We start from the raw sequence: 24974 nt of genomic DNA, 5'->3' as shown, positions 1-24974 counted from the left end.
GCTATTGTATCACAAATTTATATAGTTAAATTTGATTTTAGTCAATCCTAAAACCGAATTTATCCGCTGCGGTCTTAAGATCTTCTTTTGTATCTATTCCGATACTTTTTGTTTGTATTTGCATCATTTTAATTTTTTTACCGCTTTGTAAAGCCCTAAGCTGCTCTAGTTTTTCTATATTTTCTAACTCTTTTGTCTCTAAAGTACAAAACTCTTTTAAATTTACTACGCTATATGCGTAAATTCCTATATGTGCTTTAAAAACCTCACATTCGTTTCCAGGATATGGCAGAAGTGAACGTGAAAAATACAGAGCGTTATCGTTTGTGTCAAGAACGACTTTTACTAAATTTGGATTTTGAGCGTCCTCTTTTTTGACTAGTTTAAAACAGCTTGCCATAAACGAGCCGCTTGCAATGGATTTACTTGCAAAATTTTTAAATTTAATCAAATTTTCTACTTCAAAAAACGGCTCATCGGCTTGAACATTTATAATGATCTCGTTATCTTTTAGATTAAATTTATCCGCTGCTTCATTTATGCGGTCGGTTCCGCTTTCGTGATTCACGTTTGTTAAAATAGCATCTAAGCCATAACTTTTTGCTATGTTTGCTACTTTTTCATCGTCACATGCTATTAGCACGTTATCCGCATTTTTGGCGTTCATCGCGGTTTTTACAAACATAGGAACGCCATCAATGGTTCTTAGAATTTTATGTTCAAAACGAGTTGAAGCGAGCCGAGCCGGTATGATTATCATTTTTTAAGCCAATTTATGATGTTTGATTTTATCTTATCTTGTTCTATAACGTCTTTATGAAGCTCTTTTTGTGAAAATAACTCTAAGATGGACTTTGGAATTTTTACGTCAAACTCTTTTGCAAGCTCTTTCATATCTACTAATTCATCTTGTGTAGGTTTATTTTTGATAGCTTTTACCATGCTTGGAGTAAATTTTACCCATTGAGCTGTAGATGTTATCACGCTAAGTTTATCATTGTCAACTAGTTTTAGGCAAGTTGCCGTATGAGGATCTATCAAAATACCTTTGCTTGAAACGTTTTTTATATAATTTTCACACTCTTCATCGCTACAAAAATCTGCTTCAAAATCTGCTTTTAGCTCCTCAAGTTCTTCTTGAGCGAGTTTATAAAATCCACTGTTTTTCAAACTATCCATAAGCTCTTTTGTTCTAATACTTCCAAACTTATCAAACAAAAGTCTTTCGACATTTGAGCTAATTAGTATATCCATAGCAGGGCTTATAGTTTGAATTAATTTTTTATCTTGCAGATTATAAATTCCTGTTGTGAAAAGTTCCGTTAATATATTGTTCGCGTTCGAAGCAATTTTTATTTTTCCTATATTTGCACCCATTTTTTTAGCGTAATACGCCCCTAAAGCATTACCGAAGTTGCCGCTTGGAACAACGATATCTATCGGTTTTTTATTACTGTTTATTTTTATACAAACATAGATATGATAAATAATCTGAAATAAAATTCTGCCGAAATTAACAGAATTCGCAGCACTTAAGTTAAGCCCCAAATTTGATAGCTCATTTTTAAAAGATTTATCGTTTAATAGCGCTTTTAAGGCTTTTTGAGCATCATCAAAATTACCTTTTATCCCTATGGATTTTAAATTTTTACCTTTTTGATTTACCATTTGTAAGCGTTGAACTTCGCTTGTGCCGTCTTTTGGATATATGCATACGACTTTTATATTTTGAACATCGCTAAATGTATTAAGTGTGGCAGGTCCGGTATCGCCGCTTGTTGCACACATAATGAGATATTTTTTATTATTTTGTTTGGCAAGCTCTTTTAAAATTACACCAAAAGGCTGAAGCGCCATATCTTTAAATGCTCTTGTAGGTCCGTGCCATAGCTCATTTATATATAAATTTTTATTTAATTTTTTTATTTCCACTGCTTCTTTATCAAATTTAGCGTATCTTTTTAATGCTTTTTTAAAAATATCTTTGTCTATATCAAATTTAAACTTTTTAATAACCATCATAGCTATCTCATCATACTTTAATTTAGATGCTTTTTTAAAAAAGTTATCATCTAAAATAGGTAAATTTATAGGCGCGTAAAGTCCGCCATGTTTTGCTGCTGGTTGCAATAAAGCTTCGCTTAAACTAACGCAAGAAACTTCTTCGTTGTTATTTAACCTTGTACCTACTAACATAGGTGATATTTTTGTACTTTTTTCTAACCATTTTTTATAGCTTTTTTCTATTTTTTTAGGTTTTATAGCTATGACTTCCGGTATTTCATAAGGGTGATTTTTTAAAATAACATCTTTTATTTTCTTATAATTTCCTTTTATCATCATAAGAACTTCAGAGTCGTTTTGTACTTCATTTTTCCAAGTATAAAAGCTTTTCAGATCTTTTATACAATTCACACAAGCCGCAGCTTTTTTATCTACTAACTCTTTAGCTAACTTATTTGCTATTTTTTCATCTGGTGTTGTACTTAATACTATCATTTTATAACGCTCCCTATACCTTCATCTGTAAATATTTCAAGCAGCAAAGAGTGAGGAATTTTTCCATCTATTATGTGTGCTGCACCAACTCCGCTTTTTATACATTCTAAACACGCGTCTATCTTCGGTATCATTCCACCGCTGATTGCTCCGTTATTTTTCAACTCATTTATAGAAGTTTCGTTTAACTTGCTGATAAGTTTTTCATCCTTGTCTAAAACCCCCTTGATATCACTTAAAAATATAACTTTTCTAGCTTTTAATTTGCTAGCAATAGCACTTGCGCAAAGATCTGCGTTTATGTTATATGTTTCATACTCGCTTCCTATAGCTATAGGGGCGATGACTGGTATGAGTCCATCGTTTATTATGGTTAATATAACATTTTCATTGACGTCTGTTATCTCTCCTACAAATCCGTATTTTCCATCATCTAAGCTTTTTGCCTTTAACATATTATCGTCTTTGCCGCTTATGCCGATAGCCCTTGCGCCGTGTTTGTTTAAAAGACTTGTTATTTCTTTATTTATAAGTCCGCTCAAGGTCATTTCTACTACTTCCATAGCATCTTTATCCGTGACTCTTAAGCCGTCTATAAATTCACTTTTCAAATTTAGTCTTTCTAAAAATGAATTTATCTTTTTTCCGCCTCCATGTACAATGACGGCTTTAATGCCTACTAGTTGTAAAAGCACAATATCTCTTGCAAAATTATTTTTCAATTTTTCATCTATTTGAGCTGCGCCGCCGTATTTTATGACAAAAATTTCATCTCTAAATTTCTGAATATAAGGCAGGGCACTTAATATTATCTCAGCTGTTCTTATGCTTTTTAACACAACTTTTCCTTAATTTATTTTATTATTATTTTATCATATTCTGGTTGTAATTATCTATAAACTTATCTAATTTTAGCTTGAATTGAGATGAAATTTCAGTACGCAGTTCTAAAATCGAAACATTAAAGCCGAAATCTCGTATTTTAACATAATCCTTTTGGGTCACCAAAATAGTTGTTGCATTCCATTTTTTAAATATATCTTCTATTTCTGATTTTTTAAATTTATGATGATCTTCAAACAACTCTATACCTAAGCAGCTATCAAATAGTTTTTTTAACCTTAATGGATTTGCTATAGCTGTTACTAAAACCATATTCGTTGTTTTGTTTATTATATAATTAGAGCTTATTATATCATCTTTTGTCGGAATAAAATCTGCAAATTTATAAAAACTTTTTGGATATCTATATGCGCCGCTAGGCAAAACTAGTTTAAAAATAGGTTCTATAGTAGGTTTCAAAATAATATTAAATTTAAAAATATCAAACTTTCCAAATCCATCATCAAGCAAAACAAGCTCTGCGCCGTATTTTATCGCTTCTTCTATGGCTAATTTTCTATTTTCGCTTACTATAACATTTGCATTTTTAAGGCTTAACGCATACTCCATAGCTTCATCGCCGCTCTCATCTACGCTGCATAATATTTCACCATCTATGCAGACTTTTAGCATACCTTTGCTGCTTCTTTTATATCCTCTTAATATGATAAAAGTTTTAAATTTGGTATTGTATTCATTAAAAATAGCTTTTGTAAGCGGAGTTTTGCCTGTGCCGCCGACTATTAAATTTCCAATACTTATTATAGGTATATCAAATTTGATCTGTTTTGAGAGTCTAAATTTAATAACTACTAAAATATAATATATCAAAGCCAACGGGCTTAAAGCCATAGAAATTAGCGTTTCAAGATACCTTGGACGATAAAAATATCTATTTATCCAGCTATGCAGTTTTCTATCAAACACGAGTTTTTGCTACTGATTTTATTGTATCACAAACATATTTTACTTCATCGTTACTCATAGCGGCATAGATAGGTAAAGATAGCACTTGTTGATATACCTTTAATGCTTTTGGGAAATCATTTACCCTAAGATTGTATTTTGTTTTGTAATAGCTTAGCAGATGAAGCGGTATGTAGTGAAGACCTGTATGAATTCCTGCATCTTTTAACTCTCTTGCGAAGCCATCTCTGTTTTTATCTACTTTTATTATGTATTGATTATATATATGATCTCTTTTTATAACAGGAGTAGTTATATGCGGGCATGTTTTTAACTCTTCATTATATATTGCTGCTATTTCTTTTCGTCTTCTTATAAATATCTCTAGTTTTTCAAACTGAGCTATACTAAAAGCAGCACAAAGAGAATTTAAATCATATTTTTGTCCTATATCTACTACATCATAAACATATCCTAAATTTCCATCTTTATCAAAACTATCATTTACTATTGCGTGATTTCTTATAAGCCTGGCGCGTTTTGCCATCTCATCGTCATTTGTCAATATAATACCAGTTGATGCAATAGCATGTTGTACTTGAGGATTTATCTGAAAACAAGACATATATGAGTCTAAATTTCCTATAAGCTTTCCTTTATATGTAGCACCCATAGCGCGACTAGCATCATCTATGATTTTTATACCGTTTTCTTTTGCTAAAGCATATATGGTATCCATATCCGCACTTTGTCCTGCGACGTGAGTTATGAATGCGGCTTTTAGTTTTTTATGTTTTTGTTCTTTTAATACCTTTTCTAGCTCGGTCGGACTTATGTTAAAATCATCTTCGTCTATATCTACAAATATCGGCTCAGCATCAAAGTGACGGATGACTTGAGCTATGCTAGGAAAAGCATTTACTGAGCAAATTATCTTGTCTCCTCTTTTAAGATCCATAGCACAAAGTGCTAAATGATTTGCCGCAGTTCCGTTATTTGTAGTTATAACGTGTTTTACCCCGAAATACTTCTTTATGTTATCTTCTAAATTTGTTACCATATAAACGGCGTTTTTATCAAGACTCTCTTTTACTAGTTCATGTTCTCTTTCGGTAATATATGGTCTAAAAAATGCTATATCTCTCATCTCTATCCTTTATTTAACTGATATTTGCAATCGGTACCGGATTTAGCTTAAAGCTATTTTTTTCTACTCTATCAAGTACGCTATCTACTAAATTTTTGTTAAAAATAGCGTATAAATTCTCTCTTTGATCGTTTTTTTCAAATTCTTTTAGCACGGCATCAACGCTAGAATAAGCAAAACCGATCTCATCTTCGTCTTTTTGACCTTCCCAAAGATCTGCACTTGGGGCTTTATTTATTATATTTTCATCTATTTCTAAGTATTTTGCAAACAAAAATAGGTCACTTTTATAAATATCTCCGATAGGATTTAGTGCGCAAGCCGTATCTCCGTATATAGTTCCATAGCCCAGTAGTCTCTCGCTTTTATTGCTTGTTCCTGCTACTAATGTGCCTAATTTAGCCGAGTTGTCGTATAATAGTATCATTCTAACTCTTGCTATTATATTGGCTTTTCTTAGTTTGTCCGTAACATCTAAAACAGATATAAAGCTTTGTACAATCGGTTCTATATTTATAACTTCATACTCTAAATCAAGCTTTTCACATAGGATTAAACCATCTTCTAAATTCAGATTATTTGAGCTATTTGTAGGCATTAAAAGAGCGTGAGTTTTGGCTACTTTTGAACATAACGTGGCGACTATGGCAGAGTCAAGTCCGCCGCTCACTCCTATGCTAAATCCGCTAGCACCGGATTGTTTTAAATATTTATCTAAAAAGCATAATAATTTATTTTCTAAAAATTTAAAATCTTTCATTAAATTTACCTATAAGAAATTAGTTGCATTATAACGAAAAAATGTTAAAATAAAACTTTTAATTCGCTCTTGTGGGCAAAGGAGGGGAAAATGCAAATTTTATCAAAGTCTTTTGGAATTTATGATACAAATTGTTACATTTTAATAAATGAATCCGGTGAGGTTATAGTCGATCCAGGCGATGGAGCTTTTGAATGGGTGAGTAAAGTTTGCAAAAATCCGCTTGCTATTTTAAATACGCATGGACATTTTGATCATATTTATGATGATAATGCGATAAGGGATAAATTTAAAATACCTATTTATATACCAAAAGACGACGCTTTTTTATGTGAACAAGATCCGTTTACATATTTGCAAACTACCTTTAAACCCGATTTTTTAGTAGAAGATAATCAAATCATAGAAATAGGCAGTTTTAAATTTACATTTCACCATTTTGCGGGACATACTCCCGGATGTTCTATGATCGAGATAGGAGATGTTATGTTTAGTGGTGATTTTATATTTAAAAACTCTATTGGACGATATGATTTTCCTTTTTCAAATGCTGTTGAAATGAGAAAAAGCCTTGAGAGGGTTTTAAATTTCAAAGACTTCAAGCTATATCCAGGACATGGAGATCAAACTAGCTTAGAGAGTGAAAGACGAAATTTAAAACGCTGGATGCAGGCTATTTAGCAGCTTTTGAGGCTGCTTGCTCATTTTGTTTTTCTTTGTTTTTTTTCTGAAGTTTAAATATATGATCTTCTAAAACTACTATTTGAAAAGTTCCTTCGAAAACCTTTATTTCTTTGATTTTTCCTATAACTTTTATTTCTCGTTTTTTGGATTCGTCAAAATAAGCATGTGCTTCAAATTCTATGATATCTCCTACTTTAGCTGGAGCAAAAAAGCTTACTTTAGAACCTATTGTTACGCTAAAAGGCTGATTTACTGCTACTTGAGCAGACCAGTCTGCCGCGCTAAATATAAATCCGCTGTGAATAAGCCCCTCATCGTCATATATCATATCATTATTTGTTTTTAGAACTGTTTTTGAGTAGTTTTGCTTGGCGTCTATTATACTTCCGTTGAAGATCGTATTTATCGCCTGAGGTATATTCAAAGAATTTTGAAATAGACTTTCATCTATCACCGTTGCGCTATCTTTTATGCTATCACTATAGACATTTTCAGCCATTAAACTACCTTTTAACTTAATCTTACATAAACACGTTTTGGAGCAGGATAACCCTCTATAGTTAATTTAGGATTGTTTGGATCTAAAAAATTTTCCAAACTTTCCCCGTATATCCACTGTGTTTTTCTCTGCTCGTTAAAATCCGTATTTTTAATACCGAGTATATCAAAAGTTTTAAACTTAGCTCTCTCACACCAATTTCTAAGAGCTTTTATACTAGGTATAAAATAGATATTTGGTATCTTTGAGTAGGTGCTTTTCGGACTTAAGACAAACTCATCGTCTCTTTGTATAAACATAGTATCTATAAATACTTCACCGCCTTTATTTAGGCTACTTTTTAACTCTTTTAACGTTTTTATAGGATCACTTCTATGATATAAAACTCCAAGACAGAGTATCGTATCAAATTTGATATTATAATTAGGTAAATCTTGCACTCCAAGAAGCTCAAATTTGATATTTGATTTCACAAAATGATTTATAAAACTAAATTGCAAAAAGCTAAGTACGCTAGGATCGAATCCTACTATGCTTTTTGGCTCAAGTTCTAGCATTTTAAACATATAATATCCGTTATTGCAGCCTACATCGGCTACAATTTTATCTTTTAAATTTAAAAAAGGCTTGAGCCCATTAAATTTTATAAAGCTTTGCCATTCGCTATCTATAAGTGTAGCATTTAGCTTAAAAGGACCTTTTCTCCATGGTTTAAGGTCTTTTGCAAGATCTATTATGTTATCATCGAAATCATTTATTTCTATCTCTATGGCATCACTGAATTTAACTTGACAGCTATAATTTTTAAGATTATTTATTTTTTCAAAAAGCTTTTTGTTTGCATTATTTATTAGATTCATTTGACCAATCCAAGAGATTTTCGTCGCATTTTTTATGATAAATTCCGGCTCCGTCATAGTACTCTTTGCAGTCGTTATAATATTTATTTGAGATACCGCGTTCATTTATCCAAAGGCAACCTTGTAACAAAAAAACCAAAATAACAAAACTAACGATACGTTTCATAGCCGATATATTATCATTAAAATGCTATAATTTTTGTTAAAAAATATGCAAAGGCATTATAAAATGAAAGTTTTTGATTATTTTAATGAAATTTGCTCTATTCCGCATTGCAGTTTTGAAACAGATAAATTAAAAGAGTACCTAATGCAATTCTCAAAAGATAGCGGATTTAGCGTAAATAGCGATGAGTTTGGCAATATATATGCTATAAAAGGTAAGCCAAATATCTGTTTACAGGCTCATTATGATATGGTTTGCGTAGGAGATGCTCCAAATATAGAGATCATAAAAGAAAACGGTTTTTTAAAAGCAAAAAATTCAACTCTAGGTGCAGATAACGGAATCGGCGTAGCTATAATTATGGATATGATGAGAGAATTCGAGAGTCTTGAAGTTTTATTTACAAACAATGAAGAAGTAGGGCTTCTTGGTGCAAACGGATTTAATACTAAGTTAGTAAGCGGACGGATTTTAAATTTAGATAGCGAGCATGAAGACGGTGTTTTTATAGGATGCGCAAGCGGAGTTGGTATTTTTGCTAGTTCGAAAATAGAAACAAAAAATGAAATAAATAATGTTTACGAAGTAGAAATAAGTGGATTAAAAGGCGGTCACAGCGGTATAGAAATAGTAAAAGATATACCAAACGCTATAAAACTTTTAGCCGATTTTTTAGCTAAAAGCAAAGCAAAAATAGTTAGTATAAATGGTGGTGAAAGAAATAATTCTATACCGGTAAAAGCCGTTGCTACTGTGATTTGTGATGATTTAAATTTGCAAGGTAATAGTCTAATAAAAGTCAAAAAACTAGGTAAAAAAGATGCACTTGTGCTGAAAAATTCGGATTGTATTTTGAGCTTTATAAATTCATTTGCTCAAGGAGTAAGAAGTTATGATGAGAGTTTAAAAATCGTCAATGAGAGTATAAATTTGTCTATTATAAAGCAAGATAAAAATATGTTAGAAATAGAATTTTTTGCAAGATCTATGAGCGATTTAGGGCTTGAAAGAATTAAATCCGAAACAGAAGTTTTAGCTAAAATGGCTGGATTTGATGTGCGTTTTGCCGAAGAGAGCAGGGCTTGGACTCCTAAGGTTACTGATTTTGCTAAAGAAGTATTATCTTCTATGCAAGAATTTAATAAAAATGTTAAATTTGAAGCTGTTCATGCAGGACTTGAGTGCGGAGTTTTACTATCAAAGCAGAGCGGTTTAGAAGCTTGTTCGATTGGTCCAAATATTTATTCGCCTCATAGTATCAACGAGTGTTGTGAGATAAATTCAGTGGATTTGATAAGTAGAGTTGTAAAAAATATAGTAAGAAAATATCAAAATTAATATATAAATTTAAAAAAAGCTTTCCGGAGTTAATACCCCAGAAAGCAAACTTTTCTAATAAAGTCCGAATTTGCCGTCGTTTCTTTTATAAATGATACGCATTTTGGCTTCCATATCATTAAATACATAAAATTGTGCACCTGAGTTTTTTAGTTTTTCTAAAGCTTCTTCTATCTCAATAGGCTTATAAAGTTCAAGTTCAGCCGGAACTATCTCGTCTACTCCATCTATATGAGGTTCGTCTATGATACCGTTTATACTTGCTTTTTCATCATCTTTGTTTTTATGGGTTGTTAGTTTATCGTGATGTCTACGTAAAACTTTGCTTGCTCTATCAACCGCTAAGTCGATAGCCGCGTAAAGATCTTTATCTTTTTGTCTTATGACGATCGTATCTTTTTTTGCAAGGTTTATAGCAAATTCAACATCAAAGCCTTTTTTACCTTGTTTTTCATCTGCTGATATGATAACCCTACTTGAAATAATATCAAGATTGTATTTAGATAATGACTCAAATGCATTATCTATATAGTTTTTTATAGCTTGTGTTAATTCAAATTGTTTTCCTACAATACTTGTATTCATTTCATGCTCCTTTGGAATAAAGTTAATATATTATACCATAAAATCACGGTTTTTGGATAGTTGTACGCTTTATGGAGATCTGTTCTTGAGTAATACTTGCGTCTGAGATTACGCTTGTATCTAAGATGACTGCTTGGATAGAAGTTTTAGGTTTTCCATCAGCGTCTTTTAGCTCTTGACCGTCTTTATCTTGTGTAATACCGGAATCTATCCATTCTGTACACTTGGTAGGCGGATTTGCTCCTATATACGTTACATCTACAGTAATTGTAAAAATGGTTTCTTTTGTTGTTGGATAGGATAAAGTGAAATTATTGTTACAGCCTTCTTTAAAGTCTTTTTCTTGAATTCTTAGTATAGCGTACTCAGTTCCGCTAATAGCTAAAAGTTTTGCTTGTTCATATAGATATAAATCCGCGCTCTCTTTGCTACCTCCGGCTATGATTCTTAATGTAAGAGTTCCTACTATCCCAAGCATAACTACAAAAAATATCGCCATAATCAAACTAAAAGCTTTTTTCATCACTGCACCACCTGGGTTTTACAAACTTCTAATTTTTGACCTTTTATTTTAAAATTTGGATCTTCTAAGCAGAGTTTTATAGAGATAGAGTCGCTTCCGCCTAGATACATAAATCTAAGTGAGCTTACGTTTTCGGCTAATACGTTTTTCCTAACTTCTTTGTGCGTTCCATTATCATTTCCAAATGGAATAAATTCGGTTAGCCAAAGATTGTTATCCTTATCTATACTAAGTTGATTTATGGAGTGAGATAGATAGTATAGCTCAGATATTTCTAATTTATTAGTATCTTTCTTTTCAAGAAATTTCGGTTTATCTATATTTAAATTCGTATCATTTTTAATTTTTATTTTATGTGCTAAAGGATTTTTATCATCTGATTTTATATTATAGTATTGATCATTGTTGTTTCCCTGATCTACTTTAAATACTATAAAAAGATCACTAAAACCCAAATCTTTTATAATATTTTCAATCTTTGAAAAATTACTTCCCGGTGAGTTGATAGTTAGTACTTCTTCATTTTTATCTGTTTTATCTGGATGTGTTTTATCTTTATCTAAATTTATAAATCCGCTCCAGCCGAGTATTCTTTTATCATCGTTAAATATTCTTTGTGTTTCATAGCTTTGCATATACCATATAATCGGATATTTTTTATTAGTCTTTATATCGTCATCCGTTAGTTTGTCTAAACGCTTATATTTATTTTCTATATTTACTGATAAAGTCGGTTTTATGCGGTATGATAGTCGTTTTTCTATCTGCTCTATAACTGTTTTTGATATAGATTCTAGCTCTACTATACTTTTTTTGTCTAATGTAATTTGTATAAATTACATCAAATATTTTAACTCCTATAGATAGCAATATACCAGAAATTACTATAGCTACGACTAGTTCTATCATAGTAAATGCGCGTTTCATTATTTAAACTCACTATTCGCAAAAGATTTTGTAATAATCTTAGGCGTTCCTATATTAAAACTATAAGCTCTCATTACTACGTTTTTTTTCTTATCTGAAAGAGTTGCTGTTGTTTCTATCTTTACTGAGATTTCATTTGTTGTATTTTTAGTATATGCTCCTTCTAGATTTCCTTCATTGTCAGGTACGTAAAGATAGCTTACTGTTACGGTATAATCTAATTTTAGAATATTTTTACGCTCATTGAATTTTGGATTTGATATATCTATACTTCCTTTGTCTTGATCAAATTGATTTATTCCTTCTTTTTTAGCAGCAGTTCCTACGATTTCTGCATTGACTTCTTCTGTGGTGCCATCATCCTTTAATCTTGTAATATCCCTTTTGTTATAAAAGCTATTTAAACCCGGTCTTTTTTCTGCCAGATTGTCTACAGATGATGTTTTTAAGATAGGGAAAGACGATGTATTTGAGTTTGATTGATTCAACGCACTGTTCCAAGGATATAATAATATTTGAGAGAGTTTTGTTTTTGATGAGGTTATGGCTTCTTGTAGTAAAACAGCTTCATTTGTTTTTGTGCTGGACATCACTAGTGCAGGTACAGCTGCCGCGCTAATTCCTACTATAACAATAACTAAGATAAGCTCTAATACCGTAAAAGCATGTTTCATAGTAGTTTAGTGGCTTTTGCCACTAAACTATTTCTTTTTAAGAAGCGTGCTTATTTTTTCAGCTTGACTATACTGAGGGTAATTCACAGGATCTAGTATAACTTGCGAAAGAGTCATATTTGTAGTATTACAAACTATAGGAGCCATAAAATTTACGCTTGATTCTTCTATAGGGCTAGAAATAACTAGCATATTATATACTTGTAATTCGCTTTTGTCGCTTATTTGCATTAAATCTTGATAGTATGTAGGTATATCAAATTCATAATTTCTTAGTGAATATGGATTTATCATAGTAAATGACGTATCTCCGTCTTTGTCTTGCATTTTAACAAAAAAATCATCAATCTTTGTAATTTCTACGTTTTTAATACCTTCAAAACCTAATATTGGACTTTTAACACTGAATGTCATCTGCATGCTCCTTTTTTAAATTTAGTATATTCTACCATTTTTTATCGTAAATTTAAAGTATTTTTTTTAAATTTTAGACTTAATGTTGAGAATTTCTTTAAATTTAAAACTATTTTAGTCGATAAACTAAATCCATAGCTGCCCACCACTCATCTTTTTTAGCATCTTCGATTCTTTTTTGGCATGGATCAGTTAATTTCCACCATTCTTTCGTAGCTTCATCATTAGCCATTTTTGTCATATCATAATCAAAATCATCTCCGTTGTACTCCATAATAGAAAAAAGCATATCATCTCTATGATAAATCTCATATCTGGTTATACCGCACTCTTTTATCATTTTATTTACTCCTGATAGCGGATTTTCATGAAGTTTTTTGTAGGTATCGATTTTGTCTTTTCTTATTTTTATCACACTTGCGAATTTCTGTGTTTTGTTGATTTTGTAGAGTTTTTTTGCGTTTTTTGAGAAAAAATCAGCGTCGTCTGCGAAGTACTCTCTTAAGATTTGTAAATGTTCGTCGAAATTTGAATACAGCTCGACAACCGGGAAATTCGAAGCATATAGAAGTTTACTTTTATCGAATTCTCCGGTTACAAAGTTAAGAAGATTTTTTACAAAACTTTTATCGTTGGTCGCAAATCCGGAAATTTTTAGATATGCGTTTGGAAGTTTTGCTATTTTAGACATTGTTCTTTTATATTCGCTATTTAGTTCTTTTACGTTTGCGCAGTGGTTTATCACTACTTTTAAATCAGGAACTAAAGATAGAGCACTATAGATATCTTCTATTTCATCAACTCTGTTACAGCTTTCAAATATCAGATCCATTTGGCTTAAAACTTCAAGCCCGGATATGAAACTTTTCTCTAAGCATCTTCCGCGCTTAGAGCTATCTATATGCAAAGGTTCTCTAACTCCTGCTATTCCAAGAGGTAGTCTCATATGCTCACATAGTTTTGCTCTCATAATTTTGGCTAATATAAAAGGACTGTTTAAACTAAATATATGTTCATCCTCTTTTACCCTATCATCGCAATCCACCTCGACATAAATTCCTCCTTTAAAGCAGAGATCGTATTTGCCATAAGCTTTGCATATATCATCTATATCAAAACTTCTGTTTATAACTCCTTTATAAGAGTTTAGCCAAGGTAAATGCAGTATATCTAAATCCCAGATATGAAAGTGAGTATCTACTATTTCAAGCATATTTTTAACCTTTTTAAAATTTAAATTAATCTAGTTTGCTTCCTTTAAATCCATACCAAGCAACAAATAAAAAGCACGGAAATAATACTAAAAATCCAGCGGCAGTTTGATGCGTTACGTCTGCTATTTTACCCATAATAAAAGGCATTATAGCGCCGCCTACTATACTCATTACAAGTATGCTAGAAGCAGGTTTTACTAAATTTGAAGGTATATTTACTATGCTTAAAGCAAATATAGTCGGAAAACTTATACTCATAAAGAAAAACATAGCTATAAGAGCATATACGCTTATAGGTCCGCTTAATATATAAAGCAAAATTATGATGATAGAGTTTATGAGTGCATATATTCCAAGTACGTTATTTGGACTAAATTTTACCATAAATGGAGTAGTTGCAACTCTTCCTATCATAAATGCTACTAAAGCCGTACTAAGATACCAAGCTGCATTAGCATCACTAAGAGTATCCCAGTGTTCTACTGAGTAATTTATAAAAAAAGCTCCGGCTCCTACTTGAGCAGCTACATATAAAAATTGTGCTAAAACGCCTATTTTAAAGTGTTTATAGTTTAATAGATCTTTATATCCTCCGCTATTTTGTTGTTTTTCATCTTCGTTTGTTATCTCAGGCATTTTAATGATTATAAAAAGCAGCATGATAAACAAGACTATAGCCGCTATTCCTACGTATACCATTTGTACGTTTTTCATATTTTCATCCAAATTTCCATGACTTAAAGATAAAAATAGACTTCCGCCGATTATCGGTCCGATAAACTGCCCAACGCTATTAAAACTTTGAGCTAAATTTAGGCGAAAAGAGGCTCTTTTGTCACCTCCTAATTTTGTGATGTATGGATTTGCATTTGTTTCAAGACTTCCAAGTCCGCAAGCTAAGATAAAAAATGCAAGTAAGAATAGATCGAAATTCGCACTATTGCTAGCCGGAATTATCATCAAAGATCCAATAGCATAAAGCAGCAATCCTACTATGATACCGACTTTATAACTATATTTACTAGCTATAAGCGAAGCCGGTATGGCGATGATAAAATATGCACCAAAATACGCAGCTTGTAGAAGTCCAGAGTTTGCTTTTGTGATTCCAAGATGAGTTTGAAAGTTTTTGTTCATAACGTCTAAAAGTCCGTAACTAAGCCCCCATAGCAAAAATAGAGACGTAACTAGTATAAAAGTTATTTTGATATTTTTGTTTTGCATATTTTCTCCTTTATAATGCTCTATCAAGATGCACGTATCCGCCGTCTACAAATATCCATTGACCGGTAGTATGACTAGATAATTCGGATAATAAAAAAATAGCCGTATCGGCTATCTCTTTGACTGTGGTAAATCTATGTTCAAATGGAATTTTTTCTGTTATCAGCTTTAGTCTGGCTTCTGGATTTTCAAAGTTTTTTATCCAGTTTTCATAAAGCGGCGTGTAGCACTCCGCTACTATTATCGCGTTGCTTCTTACGCTATCTTTAGCCAAAGCCGCCGCCCACTCTCTACTAAGAGCTAGTATAGCTCCTTTTGCAGCAGCGTAAGCGCTAGTTTTGCCTTGTCCTGTAAGTGCTGTTTTGGAGCTGATATTTAGTATGGAGCCTTTGCTTGCTTTTAAGTACGGAAGCGAGCTATGAACGACTTCATAATAATGGGTTAAATTTGAATGCAAGCTTTTTTCAAATTCCATCCAGCTTGTCGATTCTAAATCTTTATTATCGTTTGCTCCTGCGTTATTTACTACTGCATAAATTCCTCCATATTCCTTAGCGGCATAATCGATAACTGGTTTTATCTCGTCTGTATTATTTAAATCTATCTGAATAAATTCAAATTTAGAAGTTAAACTTTTCAAGCTATTTTCAAATTCATTTGACGCTTTTGATCTAGATAGTATAATAGGAATAGCACCTTCTTTAGCCAATCCAAGAGATATACCCGCTCCTATGCCTTTTGCGCCGCCAGTAACTATGACAACTCTATCTTTTAAATTTAGATCCATGTTTTATCCTTTAAATTTAGTTAAACCGTTGTGGCAAGCCGCCATACCGAAAAGTCGTTTTGGTCATTTTGTTCAGCTTTTGTGAGTTTTCCTTTTGAGATGGCAACTATAAAATCTAAAATTTCTTCACCTACCTCTTTTATATTTTTTTGACCGTCTATTATGCTGCCTGCATTTATATCTATAGCGTCATTCATATTGTGATAAATGGCACTATTAGACGATACTTTTATAGTCGGAGTTATGGGACTTCCTGTAGGAGTTCCTCTTCCTGTAGTAAATACACATATATTACATCCTCCAGCAACCATTGCGCTTAACTGCTCTATATCGTTTCCGGGGGTATCCATTAGAGTAAGACCTTTTTGGGTGATAGGCTGCGCATATCTTTTTACGCTTATTACCGGTTGATTTCCTGCTTTGTAAATGCAGCCAAGAGATTTTTCCTCGATTGAGCTTAATCCTCCTTCTATGTTGCCCGGGCTAGGATTTGCTCCTCTTATATCTGCTTTTGAATCCAAAACTCTTTGTTCAAAGCTTGTTATGGTAGATATTACTTGTTCTTTTATATCTTCATTTATACTTCTAGCCGCTAATATATGCTCGGCTCCTATAAGCTCTGTAGTTTCAGCTAAGATAACGCTGCCGCCTTTTTGTATAACTATATCGCTAGCTACTCCTAAAGCAGGATTTGCGCTTAAACCTGAAAAACTATCGCTTCCTCCACACTCAGTACCTAAAATCAAATCGCTTAAATCACCGCGACTTTTTTTAAATTTAAGAGCATTTTGTAGCATATTTTTAGCTATTTTTATACCTTTTTCTATGCTTTTTCTAGTTCCTCCGCTTTGTTGAATGGTAAAATACTCCACTTCCTTATAAGGTGCTCTATCTTTTATCTCTTTTGCCACGTTTTGAGCGCTTATTACTTCACATCCAAGTCCTATTACTAAAACTCCATAAACATTTGGATTTGCACCATTTCCAACCAGTGTATCCATAGTCTGTCTTGCATCAAATTCAAGCTGGCTGCATCCGTGTTGATGAGTCACATATACTATTTTGCACTCATCATTTCCTAGTCTTAAACCATAGTTTATAGCAGCTGCTATCTTTTCTACTACTTTATTTGCGCAATGTACGTTAGGAAGGATTAAAATATGATTTCTAAGTCCAAAGCTGCCATCGCTTCGTCTATAGCCTTGAAGCTCGTATTTTTTATCGTTTGACGCTGCTTGTTTCTTATTTTTTAATTTTTGAGAAGCGATATGTAAATTTCCACTTATGTCTCCTCTGCCTCTAGTACCTTCGATATTGTGTACATGTATCCATGCGCCTTTTTTAATATCTTGATTTGCTATGCCGATGATTGATGAGTATTTTATTATAGCTTCACCTTTTTTAATATCTTTTGTAGCGAATTTATGCCCTTTTGAGATATCTTCTATTATCGTTACGCCAAGTTCTACACTGTTTTTTGAATGAGCTTTAAAGCAGTTGCCGCATTATCCTTTTCATCTACGTGAATAGCGTTCATTTTACTAACCTTCTCGCATCTTCTAATATCATTTTTGCTTTTTCAAATTTAATCTCGTCTAAAGAGTTAAACGGAAAAATAGCATTTTCATTTAAATTTAATCCATTTAAATTTAAAAGCTTTTTAAATATTAGTGAGAAATTAGTGTCTAGTGTATATAATTGCATTAGTTTATTTATGGCCGATGAACAGTTTTTTAAATTTATAAAATCATTATCATTTGCAGATTTTACAAGCTTTGTCCATATGTCCGGGGCTATATTTGATAATCCAGATATACAGCCGACTCCGCCAGCAAAAATATTATCTACAAAATGATCGTCAAAACCGGAGTATACGCTGAAATTATGTTGTTTTGTTGCTTCTATTATCTCTTTTGTATGAGAAACCATAGGAGTAGTATCTTTTATACCTTTTATATTTGTATTTCGTTCTATAAGCTTTAAAACTGTTTTTGAGCTTATATCATTTCCTGTTCTAGCCGGATAATTATATATAAATATGTTTCCATGCACCATTTTTGCTAGTTTATCATAGTAGTCAAAAAGATTTTCCTGCGAAGCGGCGTAATAGTACGGAGATACTACTAAAACGCCTTTTGCACCGTTATCTATAGAGTAATTGCTAAGTTCTACGCACTCTTTAAAGTTTAAAGAGCCTGTTCCTACAAATAGTGGATATTTTGATATTTTTAAGTATAAATCTATGAGCTTCTTTTTTTGTTCGGTATCAAAAGCTGTAAATTCTCCGGTACTTCCAAAAAGCACAAATCCATCTAAGCTAAATTCGCAAAGATACTCCAAAAGTCTTGCATTTGCTTTTAAATCTATATTTTGCTCATCATCGAAAATCGTTACGGTAGGAGTATATATAACACTTTTCATAAATTCATCTTTCTAATTTATTTATCGTATATACAAACTAATATTTAATATACGATAAAATATAGTAACAAATTTATACTATAATGTCAATAAAATCGCAAATAATTATCATAAATAGCGTAGAAATGAAACACTTTATACGGTATATTAAAAATAAATTTATGTTCAATTATTTTATATTTAATTTTGTATATACGAACTATATGAGAAACTTGATAAATTTGAATTATTTTGATTTATAAATTAGGCTATTTTCTTTTTCTATAAGAGCGGCTTGAAGTTTTAAAATTTCTATAATAGAGCGAATTTTTTCATTATTTGATCGATATATCGGTAGGCTAACGCTAATTGAAGCTATGATTTTTCCATCAGATCTAAGAGGAACCGCCACGCATTCTATATCTTTATCGCTCTCTGCTATTTCGTGCGCGTATCCATTTGCCCGCACTTCATAAATTTGTTTTAAAAGTGAGCTTATATCCGAAACTGTATTTTGTGTATATTTTTGAAATGAGTTTTTATCTAAATATAGCTTTCTTATCTCATCATCATTTAATCCGCTAAGCAAGCACTTACCGAGCGCAGTAGCGTACGCAGGTAGATTTTTTCCTACGTATGATTCTAATTTGATGGCTTGTTTTGGTTCTGTTTTTTCTATATATAAAACATCTGACCCGTCAAGTACGCCTAGTTGGCATATTTCGCCGCAAACAAAGACTATATCTTTCATATGAGGTTTTATAGTATCTATAAAATCTAGCGAATGCACGTAAGCGTTTCCGATTTTAAAACAGTTTTTGCCGATATTTATCTTATTTTCATTTATTTGTAAAAAATCTTCATAAATGAGAGTTGTTAAAATAGGATGAAGAGTACCTTTTGATATACCTGTTATTTGTGAAATTTCAGAAAAACTAAGTCCGTTGTTGTTTACAAAAAGTACTTTAAATATCTCTAGAACTCTAAGAGTTGGATTGTGCAGTTTCTTTTCCATTTGCGGATTATAGCATAAATAATTTCAAATTTAAATATAGATTTTTTCTAAATTTACTAAATATTGATATAATCATTTACCATAAAATTTAAACCGATTTTATACTTTATTTATAGTAAAATATTGCATTACTAAAAAAGGAAACAGATGAAAATAAATTTAAAAAGTGTCATCTTTGCAGTTAGCTTACTTGTTTTTGTCGGCTGCAGCGATAAAAATGACAATGAACTTTTTAATCTAACGCCAGATGGCTGGTATTCTCAGATTATCGAAGATATAAAAAGTAACGATTTAGATAGCGCCGATAAACATTATGTCTCATTTGCTAGCGAACACGTAGCTTCACCGCTTTTAGAGCAGATGCTACTTATATTAGCTCAAGCTCACGTAGATGAAGAGCAGTATATTTTAGCGAATTTCTATCTTGATGAATATATAAAAAGATATGGAACAAAGCAATCTATAGAATTTGCTCAGTATCTAAAGATAAAGGCAAATTTCGATTCTTTTACAAAACCGAATAGAAATCAAAAACTTATGCAAGATAGTATTTATGAGATAGAAAAATTTCTAAACGCATACCCAAATACGCAATACAGACCTCTTATAGAAACTATGTTGGTTAAATTTAGGTTAGCAAAACAGTATTTAGATACCCAAATTTATGATCTTTATGAAAGAACAGACAGAGGCGAGTCGGCTGAAATTTATAAAGATAAATTAGAAAGTTCGCCTTTAAATAACGTAGATTCTATAAAACCAAAACTTCCTTGGTATATGAGACCTTTTGAGTAGGAGATTTGATGCAGATAAATAGTATAAGAACTTTTCCGGCAAATTTACCGGTTATCGTGGAAGATGAGCTGTTTTTGTACCCTTTTATGATAACACCTCTTTTTTTAAATGATGAGAAAAACATAAAAGCACTTGACTTGGCTCTTAGAGATAATACTCCTATTTTGGTTGTATCATCAAAACCGCAAAATGAGGGTATGAGAGAGTTTGATACTTGCTATAGCGCTGGAGTTATAGGAAGTGTTATGAGAAGGATATCTCTTCCTGATGGTAGAGTAAAAATACTTTTTCAAGGCTCACAAAAAGGCAAAATCATAGCCAACATAAGCTCTGATCCGCTTATAGCGCTAGTAGATACTATAGATATAGAAAGACCTTCTAATCAAAAAGTGGATGCACTTTTGAGCGTGTTAAGAGAAAAGGTAAAAAGCTTAAGCTTATTAAATCACTTTTTTCCTCCAGATCTCTTAAAAACTATAGATGAAAGTATAGAAGCTACTAGGGTTTGCGATCTTATTTCAAGTGCTTTAAGACTTAAAAAAGGTGTAGCTTACGACTTTTTTATAGAAGAAAATTTAGAAAATAGAGTACTTAAAATAATTGATTATTTAATAGAGGAGATAGAGGCTAATAAACTCCAAAAAGAGATAAAATCAAAAGTTCATTCTAAAATAGATAAAGTAAATAAAGAGTATTTCTTAAAAGAGCAGTTAAAAGAGATACAAAAAGAGCTTGGTAGTGATGTTGGGCGTGAAGAAGAGATAAGTGAGTATAAAAATAAATTAGAAGCCAAAAAACCGTATATGGGAGAAGATGCTTATAAAGAGATAAATAAGCAAATTCTAAAACTATCACGTATGCATCCTGATGGCTCAGAAGCTAGCATGACAGGAAGCTACTTGGATTGGGCTTTAGATGTGCCTTTTGGAAATTTCTCTAAAAAAAAGCTAGGTGTAAAAGATGTGGCTAATCAGCTTGATAGCGATCATTACGGACTGCAAAAGCCAAAAAAACGCATAGTCGAATATTTTGGGCTAAGAGAACTTTTGGAACTTAGAGGACTTGATTCTAAAACAAATAATGGAGTTATACTATGTTTTGCGGGACCTCCTGGAGTAGGTAAAACAAGTCTTGCAAACTCTATTTCAAAAGCTTTAAAAAGAGAGCTTGTGCGAATAGCCTTGGGCGGGCTTGAAGACGTAAATGAGCTAAGAGGTCATAGAAGAACTTATATAGGAGCTATGCCGGGGCGAATAGTGCAAGGATTGATAGAAGCTAAAACCATGAATCCAGTCGTTGTTTTAGATGAGATAGATAAGCTTGCAAGATCATATAAAGGAGATCCAACCGCTGTTTTATTAGAAGTTCTAGATCCCGAGCAGAACTCTAAATTTAGGGATTATTATCTGAATTTTAATGTAGATTTAAGTAAGGTTATATTTATAGCCACCGCAAATGATATAGGACTTATACCAGCTCCGCTTAGAGATAGGATGGAGTTTATATCGTTAAATAGCTACACTCCGCAAGAAAAGTTTCAGATAGCAAAAAAATATCTCATTCCTTCAGAGCTTAAAAAACATGGATTAAAACCATCTGAAATCAGTATAACAAAAGAAGCTTTAAGCTTGATAATAGAAGAATATACAAGAGAGAGTGGAGTAAGAAATTTAAGAAGAAAAATAGCCGATATCTTAAGAAAAGTCGCTCTTGAGATTTTGGAAAATAAGATACAAAAAGTATCCATAACTCCTAAAAATTTAAAAAACTTTTTGGATAAAAAAGTATTTGAGATAGATAGCGTAGACAGCACGGATCAAGTAGGTATAGTTAACGGGCTTGCGTGGACGAGTGTCGGTGGAGATGTACTAAAAATCGAAGTTGTACGCATAAAAGGCAAAGGATCTATGCAGATCACGGGACAGCTTGGAGATGTGATGAAAGAGTCTGCCCAGATATCTTTTAGCCTAGTTAAGACTCTTATTGATACAAATAAGATAAAAGTTCCAAAATCTATGCTTGCAAAAGACGATAAAGGCAAAGAAATGGCGGTTTATAACTCATTTGATCTTCATATCCACGTTCCTGAGGGAGCCACTCCAAAAGACGGTCCTAGCGCAGGTATAACTATGAGTACTGCCATAGCGTCTATACTTAGCGATACTCCTATAAAAAGCGATGTTGCTATGACAGGAGAGATCACTTTGAGTGGAAAAGTTCTTCCTATAGGAGGATTAAAGGAGAAGCTCATAGCAGCTTATAAAGCTAAAATAAAAACTGCTTTGATTCCGCGTAAAAATTATGATCGCGATCTTGAGGAGATACCAAGCGAGGTCAAAGAAAATATGCAGATAATTCCTGTAGATACGATAGAAGATGTCCTAAAGTTATCGTTTTCAAAGTAAATTCATACTCAATTTTATTTTATTATTATTTTGATTTTATTAAATTTAAACGCCTTTAAAAGGCGTTTAATATTATATTATTATATTAATATATTTAATCTATATATAAGATAATATTAGATACTATCATATCCTAGACTTCGTTTATTTGCAGTTTAAAACTAAAATATAGTGCAAGTTACTATATTTATTTTTAACAATAAAATTTAATTTAATAATAAAAATATCTATTTACTAATAGTTATAAATTCATAAAAGGATTAAAATGCGTTTTTCATCTGTCATTGCAAGCTCTTTGCTATGTGCTACTGTTTTAAATGCTAGTTCAGACACTCCTAGCAAAAATTCAGTCGTGGTGTTAGATAAAATCAGTGTTAGCTCGAAGATAGAAAAAAATATCTTAGATGAGCCTACAAAAGTAGAAATTGCAGGAAAAGAGACTATTTTGGAATCTCCGGATCTAGCAAAGTCGCTTTTAAACGTTAGCGGATTTTCTATGACTAGAAAAGGTGGCGGAGGAAGTGAAATTTTATATCGTTCTCAAGGCGCCGGAAGGCTTCCTATATTCATAGATAACTCTTTATTGCATGGAGGTTGCGGCGGTAGAATGGACACTGCCGTTACTTATATATCTCCTGAAAATTATAGATCAGTTAGGATCATTAAAGGACCTCAAGACGTAAGATTCGGAGCTCTTATAAGCGGCGCGGTGTTATTTGATAGAGATATGCTTCGTCTTAGCGAAACTACTTTTAATGGAAATTTAAATGCGCTTTATGGTAGTTTTGATAGAAGAGAAACAAGCGTAAATTTATTAGGCGGAAATGATCTAGGAAGCTTGCAAGCAACCGGCGGAATTTATAAAAGTGGTGATTATAAAGATGGCGATGGTAACAATGTTCATTCTAAATATTCAAAAAAGACAGGCGCTCTTATAGCTACATTTACTCCTTTAGATGATACTGCTTTAAGCTTTAGTGCTGATTTTGGAAGCGGAAAAGCCGCTTACGCAGATAGAGCTATGGATGGAGTAAAGTTTGACCGCACGTCTTTTGGTTTTGGATTGGAGCAGGGCTTTGGCGAGCATCAGCTAAATATGCAAGCTTTTTATCATGAGATAGATCACGTTATGGATAATTTTTCTCTACGACCAAATATCAACAAAGGAAATAGTTATAATTATAGCAACCCAAAAAGAGAGATAAAAGGTATCAGAGCCGAGGGAGTTTTAAATTTCGGTGATTTAACAGGATTTATAGGTGCCTCATATAGTACAGACGAACATAGCTCAAGAAACGGCATGGGGTCAAGCGGCGGAATAGTAACAAATTTAGTTAGTAGTATGCCTTATAGAAAAAATGCAGTAATAGACTATACTTCTGGATTTGCTCAAGGCGAATATATAGAAGGCGATTATGGAATATTTAGCGGCGTTAGGATAGATCACGTTAGCATAGATAAATATAACGCAGGGCAATTAGCCACTACAAAAGATCAAAATCTGGTATCTGCGTTTGTTAGGTATGAGCGTTATTTAAATGATTTGACTTTATATGCGGGTTTAGGACATGCTCAAAGAGTTGCTGATTTTTGGGAGTTTTCAAAAGTAGGCGGTATGGATTTAAATAAAGAAAAAAATAGCCAAATCGACTTAGGAAGCGTACTTAAAAATGATAATTCCGAGGTGAGTTTCAATCTTTTTGCTTCTAAAATAGATGATTATATAATACTTCGATACGGTACTGCTACGAGCGCGTTTAATACCGATGTTATGATGCTTGGCGGAGAGCTTGATGCAGAGATATTGCTACAAGATCTATTTAAAATAGGCGGTGGCGCTTCATATACATACGGAAAAAATTTAAAAAATACAAACGGTTTAAGAGACGGCGATCCTCTACCTCAAATTTCACCGCTTGCATTTAAATTTTTAGTTGGACTTGAGCAAAAATCATGGTTTGCAAATGCACAATTTTATGCTAATGCAGCTCAACATCGCTATAAAGAAGGTTATGGAAATGCCATAGGAAAGGATTTAGGATATAGTGATGATTTTTGGACGGTTGGACTGTATGGCGGATATAAATATAAAAATTATCAATTCTTGGTTGCGGCTGAAAATTTAAATAACGCACTTTATAGTTACCATAACTCCAAAAACGGAGCAGCAATTTCTACTTTAGATATCCCTGCTACTACTAGAGTTTATGAACCGGGACGAAGCTTTTGGATAAAATTTAAAGCGCATTTTTAATCAATATAAATTTAAT

General features: G+C 32.4%; 26 protein-coding genes. 5 read left to right on the top strand and 21 right to left on the bottom strand.

Annotated elements, in window-relative coordinates; translation table 11 throughout:
- Positions 1 to 37 precede the first annotated feature (37 nt).
- From kdsB to RVY88_RS00635, 6 genes are read right to left on the bottom strand one after another with little or no spacing between them, the layout of a single operon-like run.
- Complete coding sequence (kdsB, locus tag RVY88_RS00660; RefSeq protein WP_317051238.1) at positions 38 to 760, bottom strand: 3-deoxy-manno-octulosonate cytidylyltransferase; 723 nt, start codon at positions 758 to 760, stop codon at positions 38 to 40.
- Positions 757 to 2499, bottom strand: coding sequence for a threonine synthase (thrC, locus tag RVY88_RS00655; RefSeq protein ID WP_080736717.1), 1743 nt, complete (start codon positions 2497 to 2499; stop codon positions 757 to 759). Before thrC ends, kdsB begins: the two co-directional genes overlap by 4 nt.
- A complete protein-coding gene (argB, locus tag RVY88_RS00650) occupies positions 2496 to 3338 on the bottom strand; it encodes an acetylglutamate kinase (RefSeq protein ID WP_002849668.1) in 843 nt (280 codons plus the stop codon). The genes thrC and argB overlap by 4 nt, the downstream gene beginning before the upstream one ends.
- A gap of 25 nt (positions 3339 to 3363) precedes the next feature.
- Entirely contained in the window at positions 3364 to 4308 is a 945-nt protein-coding gene (locus RVY88_RS00645) for a tetraacyldisaccharide 4'-kinase (RefSeq protein ID WP_011732071.1), read from the bottom strand.
- Positions 4301 to 5434 carry a DegT/DnrJ/EryC1/StrS family aminotransferase gene (locus tag RVY88_RS00640; protein ID WP_002849665.1) on the bottom strand — a complete coding sequence of 378 codons (1134 nt, stop codon included), beginning with the start codon at positions 5432 to 5434 and terminating at the stop codon, positions 4301 to 4303. Before RVY88_RS00640 ends, RVY88_RS00645 begins: the two co-directional genes overlap by 8 nt.
- 13 nt (positions 5435 to 5447) lie before the next feature.
- Positions 5448 to 6194 carry an NAD+ synthase gene (locus tag RVY88_RS00635; RefSeq protein ID WP_002849663.1) on the bottom strand — a complete coding sequence of 249 codons (747 nt, stop codon included), beginning with the start codon at positions 6192 to 6194 and terminating at the stop codon, positions 5448 to 5450.
- Between the two features lie 90 nt (positions 6195 to 6284).
- Here RVY88_RS00635 and RVY88_RS00630 point away from each other — a divergent pair, with 90 nt between their 5' ends.
- Positions 6285 to 6875: an MBL fold metallo-hydrolase gene (locus RVY88_RS00630; protein WP_002849661.1), complete on the top strand. Its 591-nt coding sequence runs from the start codon at positions 6285 to 6287 to the stop codon at positions 6873 to 6875.
- Here RVY88_RS00630 and RVY88_RS00625 read toward each other — a convergent pair.
- The 3 genes from RVY88_RS00625 to RVY88_RS00615 are packed head-to-tail and all read right to left on the bottom strand — an operon-like array spanning position 6868 to position 8403.
- On the bottom strand, positions 6868 to 7377 hold the full coding sequence (locus tag RVY88_RS00625) for a PaaI family thioesterase (protein WP_002849653.1): 510 nt from the start codon (positions 7375 to 7377) through the stop codon (positions 6868 to 6870). The two genes, RVY88_RS00630 and RVY88_RS00625, sit on opposite strands and share 8 nt — an antisense overlap.
- Positions 7378 to 7388: 11 nt before the next feature.
- Positions 7389 to 8237 carry a tRNA 5-methoxyuridine(34)/uridine 5-oxyacetic acid(34) synthase CmoB gene (gene cmoB, locus RVY88_RS00620; RefSeq protein ID WP_162167274.1) on the bottom strand — a complete coding sequence of 283 codons (849 nt, stop codon included), beginning with the start codon at positions 8235 to 8237 and terminating at the stop codon, positions 7389 to 7391.
- Positions 8221 to 8403 carry a hypothetical protein gene (locus tag RVY88_RS00615; protein WP_010400361.1) on the bottom strand — a complete coding sequence of 61 codons (183 nt, stop codon included), beginning with the start codon at positions 8401 to 8403 and terminating at the stop codon, positions 8221 to 8223. Before RVY88_RS00615 ends, cmoB begins: the two co-directional genes overlap by 17 nt.
- Before the next feature lie 63 nt (positions 8404 to 8466).
- Between RVY88_RS00615 and RVY88_RS00610 the strand changes: the two genes are divergently transcribed.
- Positions 8467 to 9741 carry a M28 family peptidase gene (locus tag RVY88_RS00610; RefSeq protein WP_011732069.1) on the top strand — a complete coding sequence of 425 codons (1275 nt, stop codon included), beginning with the start codon at positions 8467 to 8469 and terminating at the stop codon, positions 9739 to 9741.
- Between the two features lie 54 nt (positions 9742 to 9795).
- Here RVY88_RS00610 and hpf read toward each other — a convergent pair whose 3' ends face one another.
- The 12 genes from hpf to RVY88_RS00550 form a co-directional block, all read right to left on the bottom strand.
- On the bottom strand, positions 9796 to 10326 hold the full coding sequence (gene hpf / locus RVY88_RS00605; protein ID WP_002849646.1) for a ribosome hibernation-promoting factor, HPF/YfiA family: 531 nt from the start codon (positions 10324 to 10326) through the stop codon (positions 9796 to 9798).
- A gap of 43 nt (positions 10327 to 10369) precedes the next feature.
- Positions 10370 to 10849, bottom strand: a complete 480-nt coding sequence (locus RVY88_RS00600; RefSeq protein ID WP_162167273.1) for a hypothetical protein — start codon at positions 10847 to 10849, stop codon at positions 10370 to 10372.
- Entirely contained in the window at positions 10849 to 11484 is a 636-nt protein-coding gene (locus RVY88_RS00595; protein WP_317051237.1) for a hypothetical protein, read from the bottom strand. Before RVY88_RS00595 ends, RVY88_RS00600 begins: the two co-directional genes overlap by 1 nt.
- A gap of 70 nt (positions 11485 to 11554) precedes the next feature.
- Complete coding sequence (locus RVY88_RS00590; protein WP_317051236.1) at positions 11555 to 11776, bottom strand: prepilin-type N-terminal cleavage/methylation domain-containing protein; 222 nt, start codon at positions 11774 to 11776, stop codon at positions 11555 to 11557.
- Positions 11776 to 12450, bottom strand: coding sequence for a type II secretion system protein (locus tag RVY88_RS00585; protein WP_042960395.1), 675 nt, complete (start codon positions 12448 to 12450; stop codon positions 11776 to 11778). Before RVY88_RS00585 ends, RVY88_RS00590 begins: the two co-directional genes overlap by 1 nt.
- Before the next feature lie 27 nt (positions 12451 to 12477).
- Positions 12478 to 12864, bottom strand: coding sequence for a flagellar assembly protein FliW (gene fliW / locus RVY88_RS00580; RefSeq protein ID WP_002849638.1), 387 nt, complete (start codon positions 12862 to 12864; stop codon positions 12478 to 12480).
- Positions 12865 to 12973: 109 nt separating this feature from the next.
- Positions 12974 to 14077: an L-rhamnose mutarotase gene (locus RVY88_RS00575; protein ID WP_002849637.1), complete on the bottom strand. Its 1104-nt coding sequence runs from the start codon at positions 14075 to 14077 to the stop codon at positions 12974 to 12976.
- 25 nt (positions 14078 to 14102) lie between these two features.
- Entirely contained in the window at positions 14103 to 15302 is a 1200-nt protein-coding gene (gene fucP / locus RVY88_RS00570) for an L-fucose:H+ symporter permease (RefSeq protein WP_162167593.1), read from the bottom strand.
- A gap of 10 nt (positions 15303 to 15312) precedes the next feature.
- Positions 15313 to 16089, bottom strand: coding sequence for an SDR family oxidoreductase (locus RVY88_RS00565; RefSeq protein WP_002849635.1), 777 nt, complete (start codon positions 16087 to 16089; stop codon positions 15313 to 15315).
- Positions 16090 to 16109: 20 nt separating this feature from the next.
- The gene (locus tag RVY88_RS00560; protein ID WP_238389042.1) at positions 16110 to 17357 is read right to left on the bottom strand and encodes a UxaA family hydrolase; all 1248 of its coding nucleotides are present in this window, start codon (positions 17355 to 17357) and stop codon (positions 16110 to 16112) included.
- A gap of 265 nt (positions 17358 to 17622) precedes the next feature.
- A complete protein-coding gene (locus RVY88_RS00555) occupies positions 17623 to 18510 on the bottom strand; it encodes a dihydrodipicolinate synthase family protein (RefSeq protein WP_002849634.1) in 888 nt (295 codons plus the stop codon).
- 226 nt (positions 18511 to 18736) lie between these two features.
- Positions 18737 to 19504, bottom strand: coding sequence for an IclR family transcriptional regulator (locus RVY88_RS00550; protein WP_011732064.1), 768 nt, complete (start codon positions 19502 to 19504; stop codon positions 18737 to 18739).
- A gap of 147 nt (positions 19505 to 19651) precedes the next feature.
- Here RVY88_RS00550 and RVY88_RS00545 point away from each other — a divergent pair, with 147 nt between their 5' ends.
- The 3 genes from RVY88_RS00545 to RVY88_RS00535 all read left to right on the top strand — a co-directional run bounded on the left by RVY88_RS00545 (position 19652) and on the right by RVY88_RS00535 (position 24958).
- On the top strand, positions 19652 to 20299 hold the full coding sequence (locus tag RVY88_RS00545; RefSeq protein ID WP_002849630.1) for an outer membrane protein assembly factor BamD: 648 nt from the start codon (positions 19652 to 19654) through the stop codon (positions 20297 to 20299).
- 8 nt (positions 20300 to 20307) lie between these two features.
- The gene (lon, locus tag RVY88_RS00540) at positions 20308 to 22704 is read left to right on the top strand and encodes an endopeptidase La (protein ID WP_002849628.1); all 2397 of its coding nucleotides are present in this window, start codon (positions 20308 to 20310) and stop codon (positions 22702 to 22704) included.
- Positions 22705 to 22969: 265 nt separating this feature from the next.
- On the top strand, positions 22970 to 24958 hold the full coding sequence (locus tag RVY88_RS00535) for a TonB-dependent receptor domain-containing protein (RefSeq protein WP_162167594.1): 1989 nt from the start codon (positions 22970 to 22972) through the stop codon (positions 24956 to 24958).
- Positions 24959 to 24974: the final 16 nt, after the last annotated feature.

The organism is Campylobacter sp. TJR-1 (genome assembly GCF_032840035.1).
Lineage (GTDB): Bacteria > Campylobacterota > Campylobacteria > Campylobacterales > Campylobacteraceae > Campylobacter > Campylobacter fetus.
Note: the sequence above shows the minus strand (reverse complement) of the source record. Positions and strands in the feature narration are given on the sequence as shown.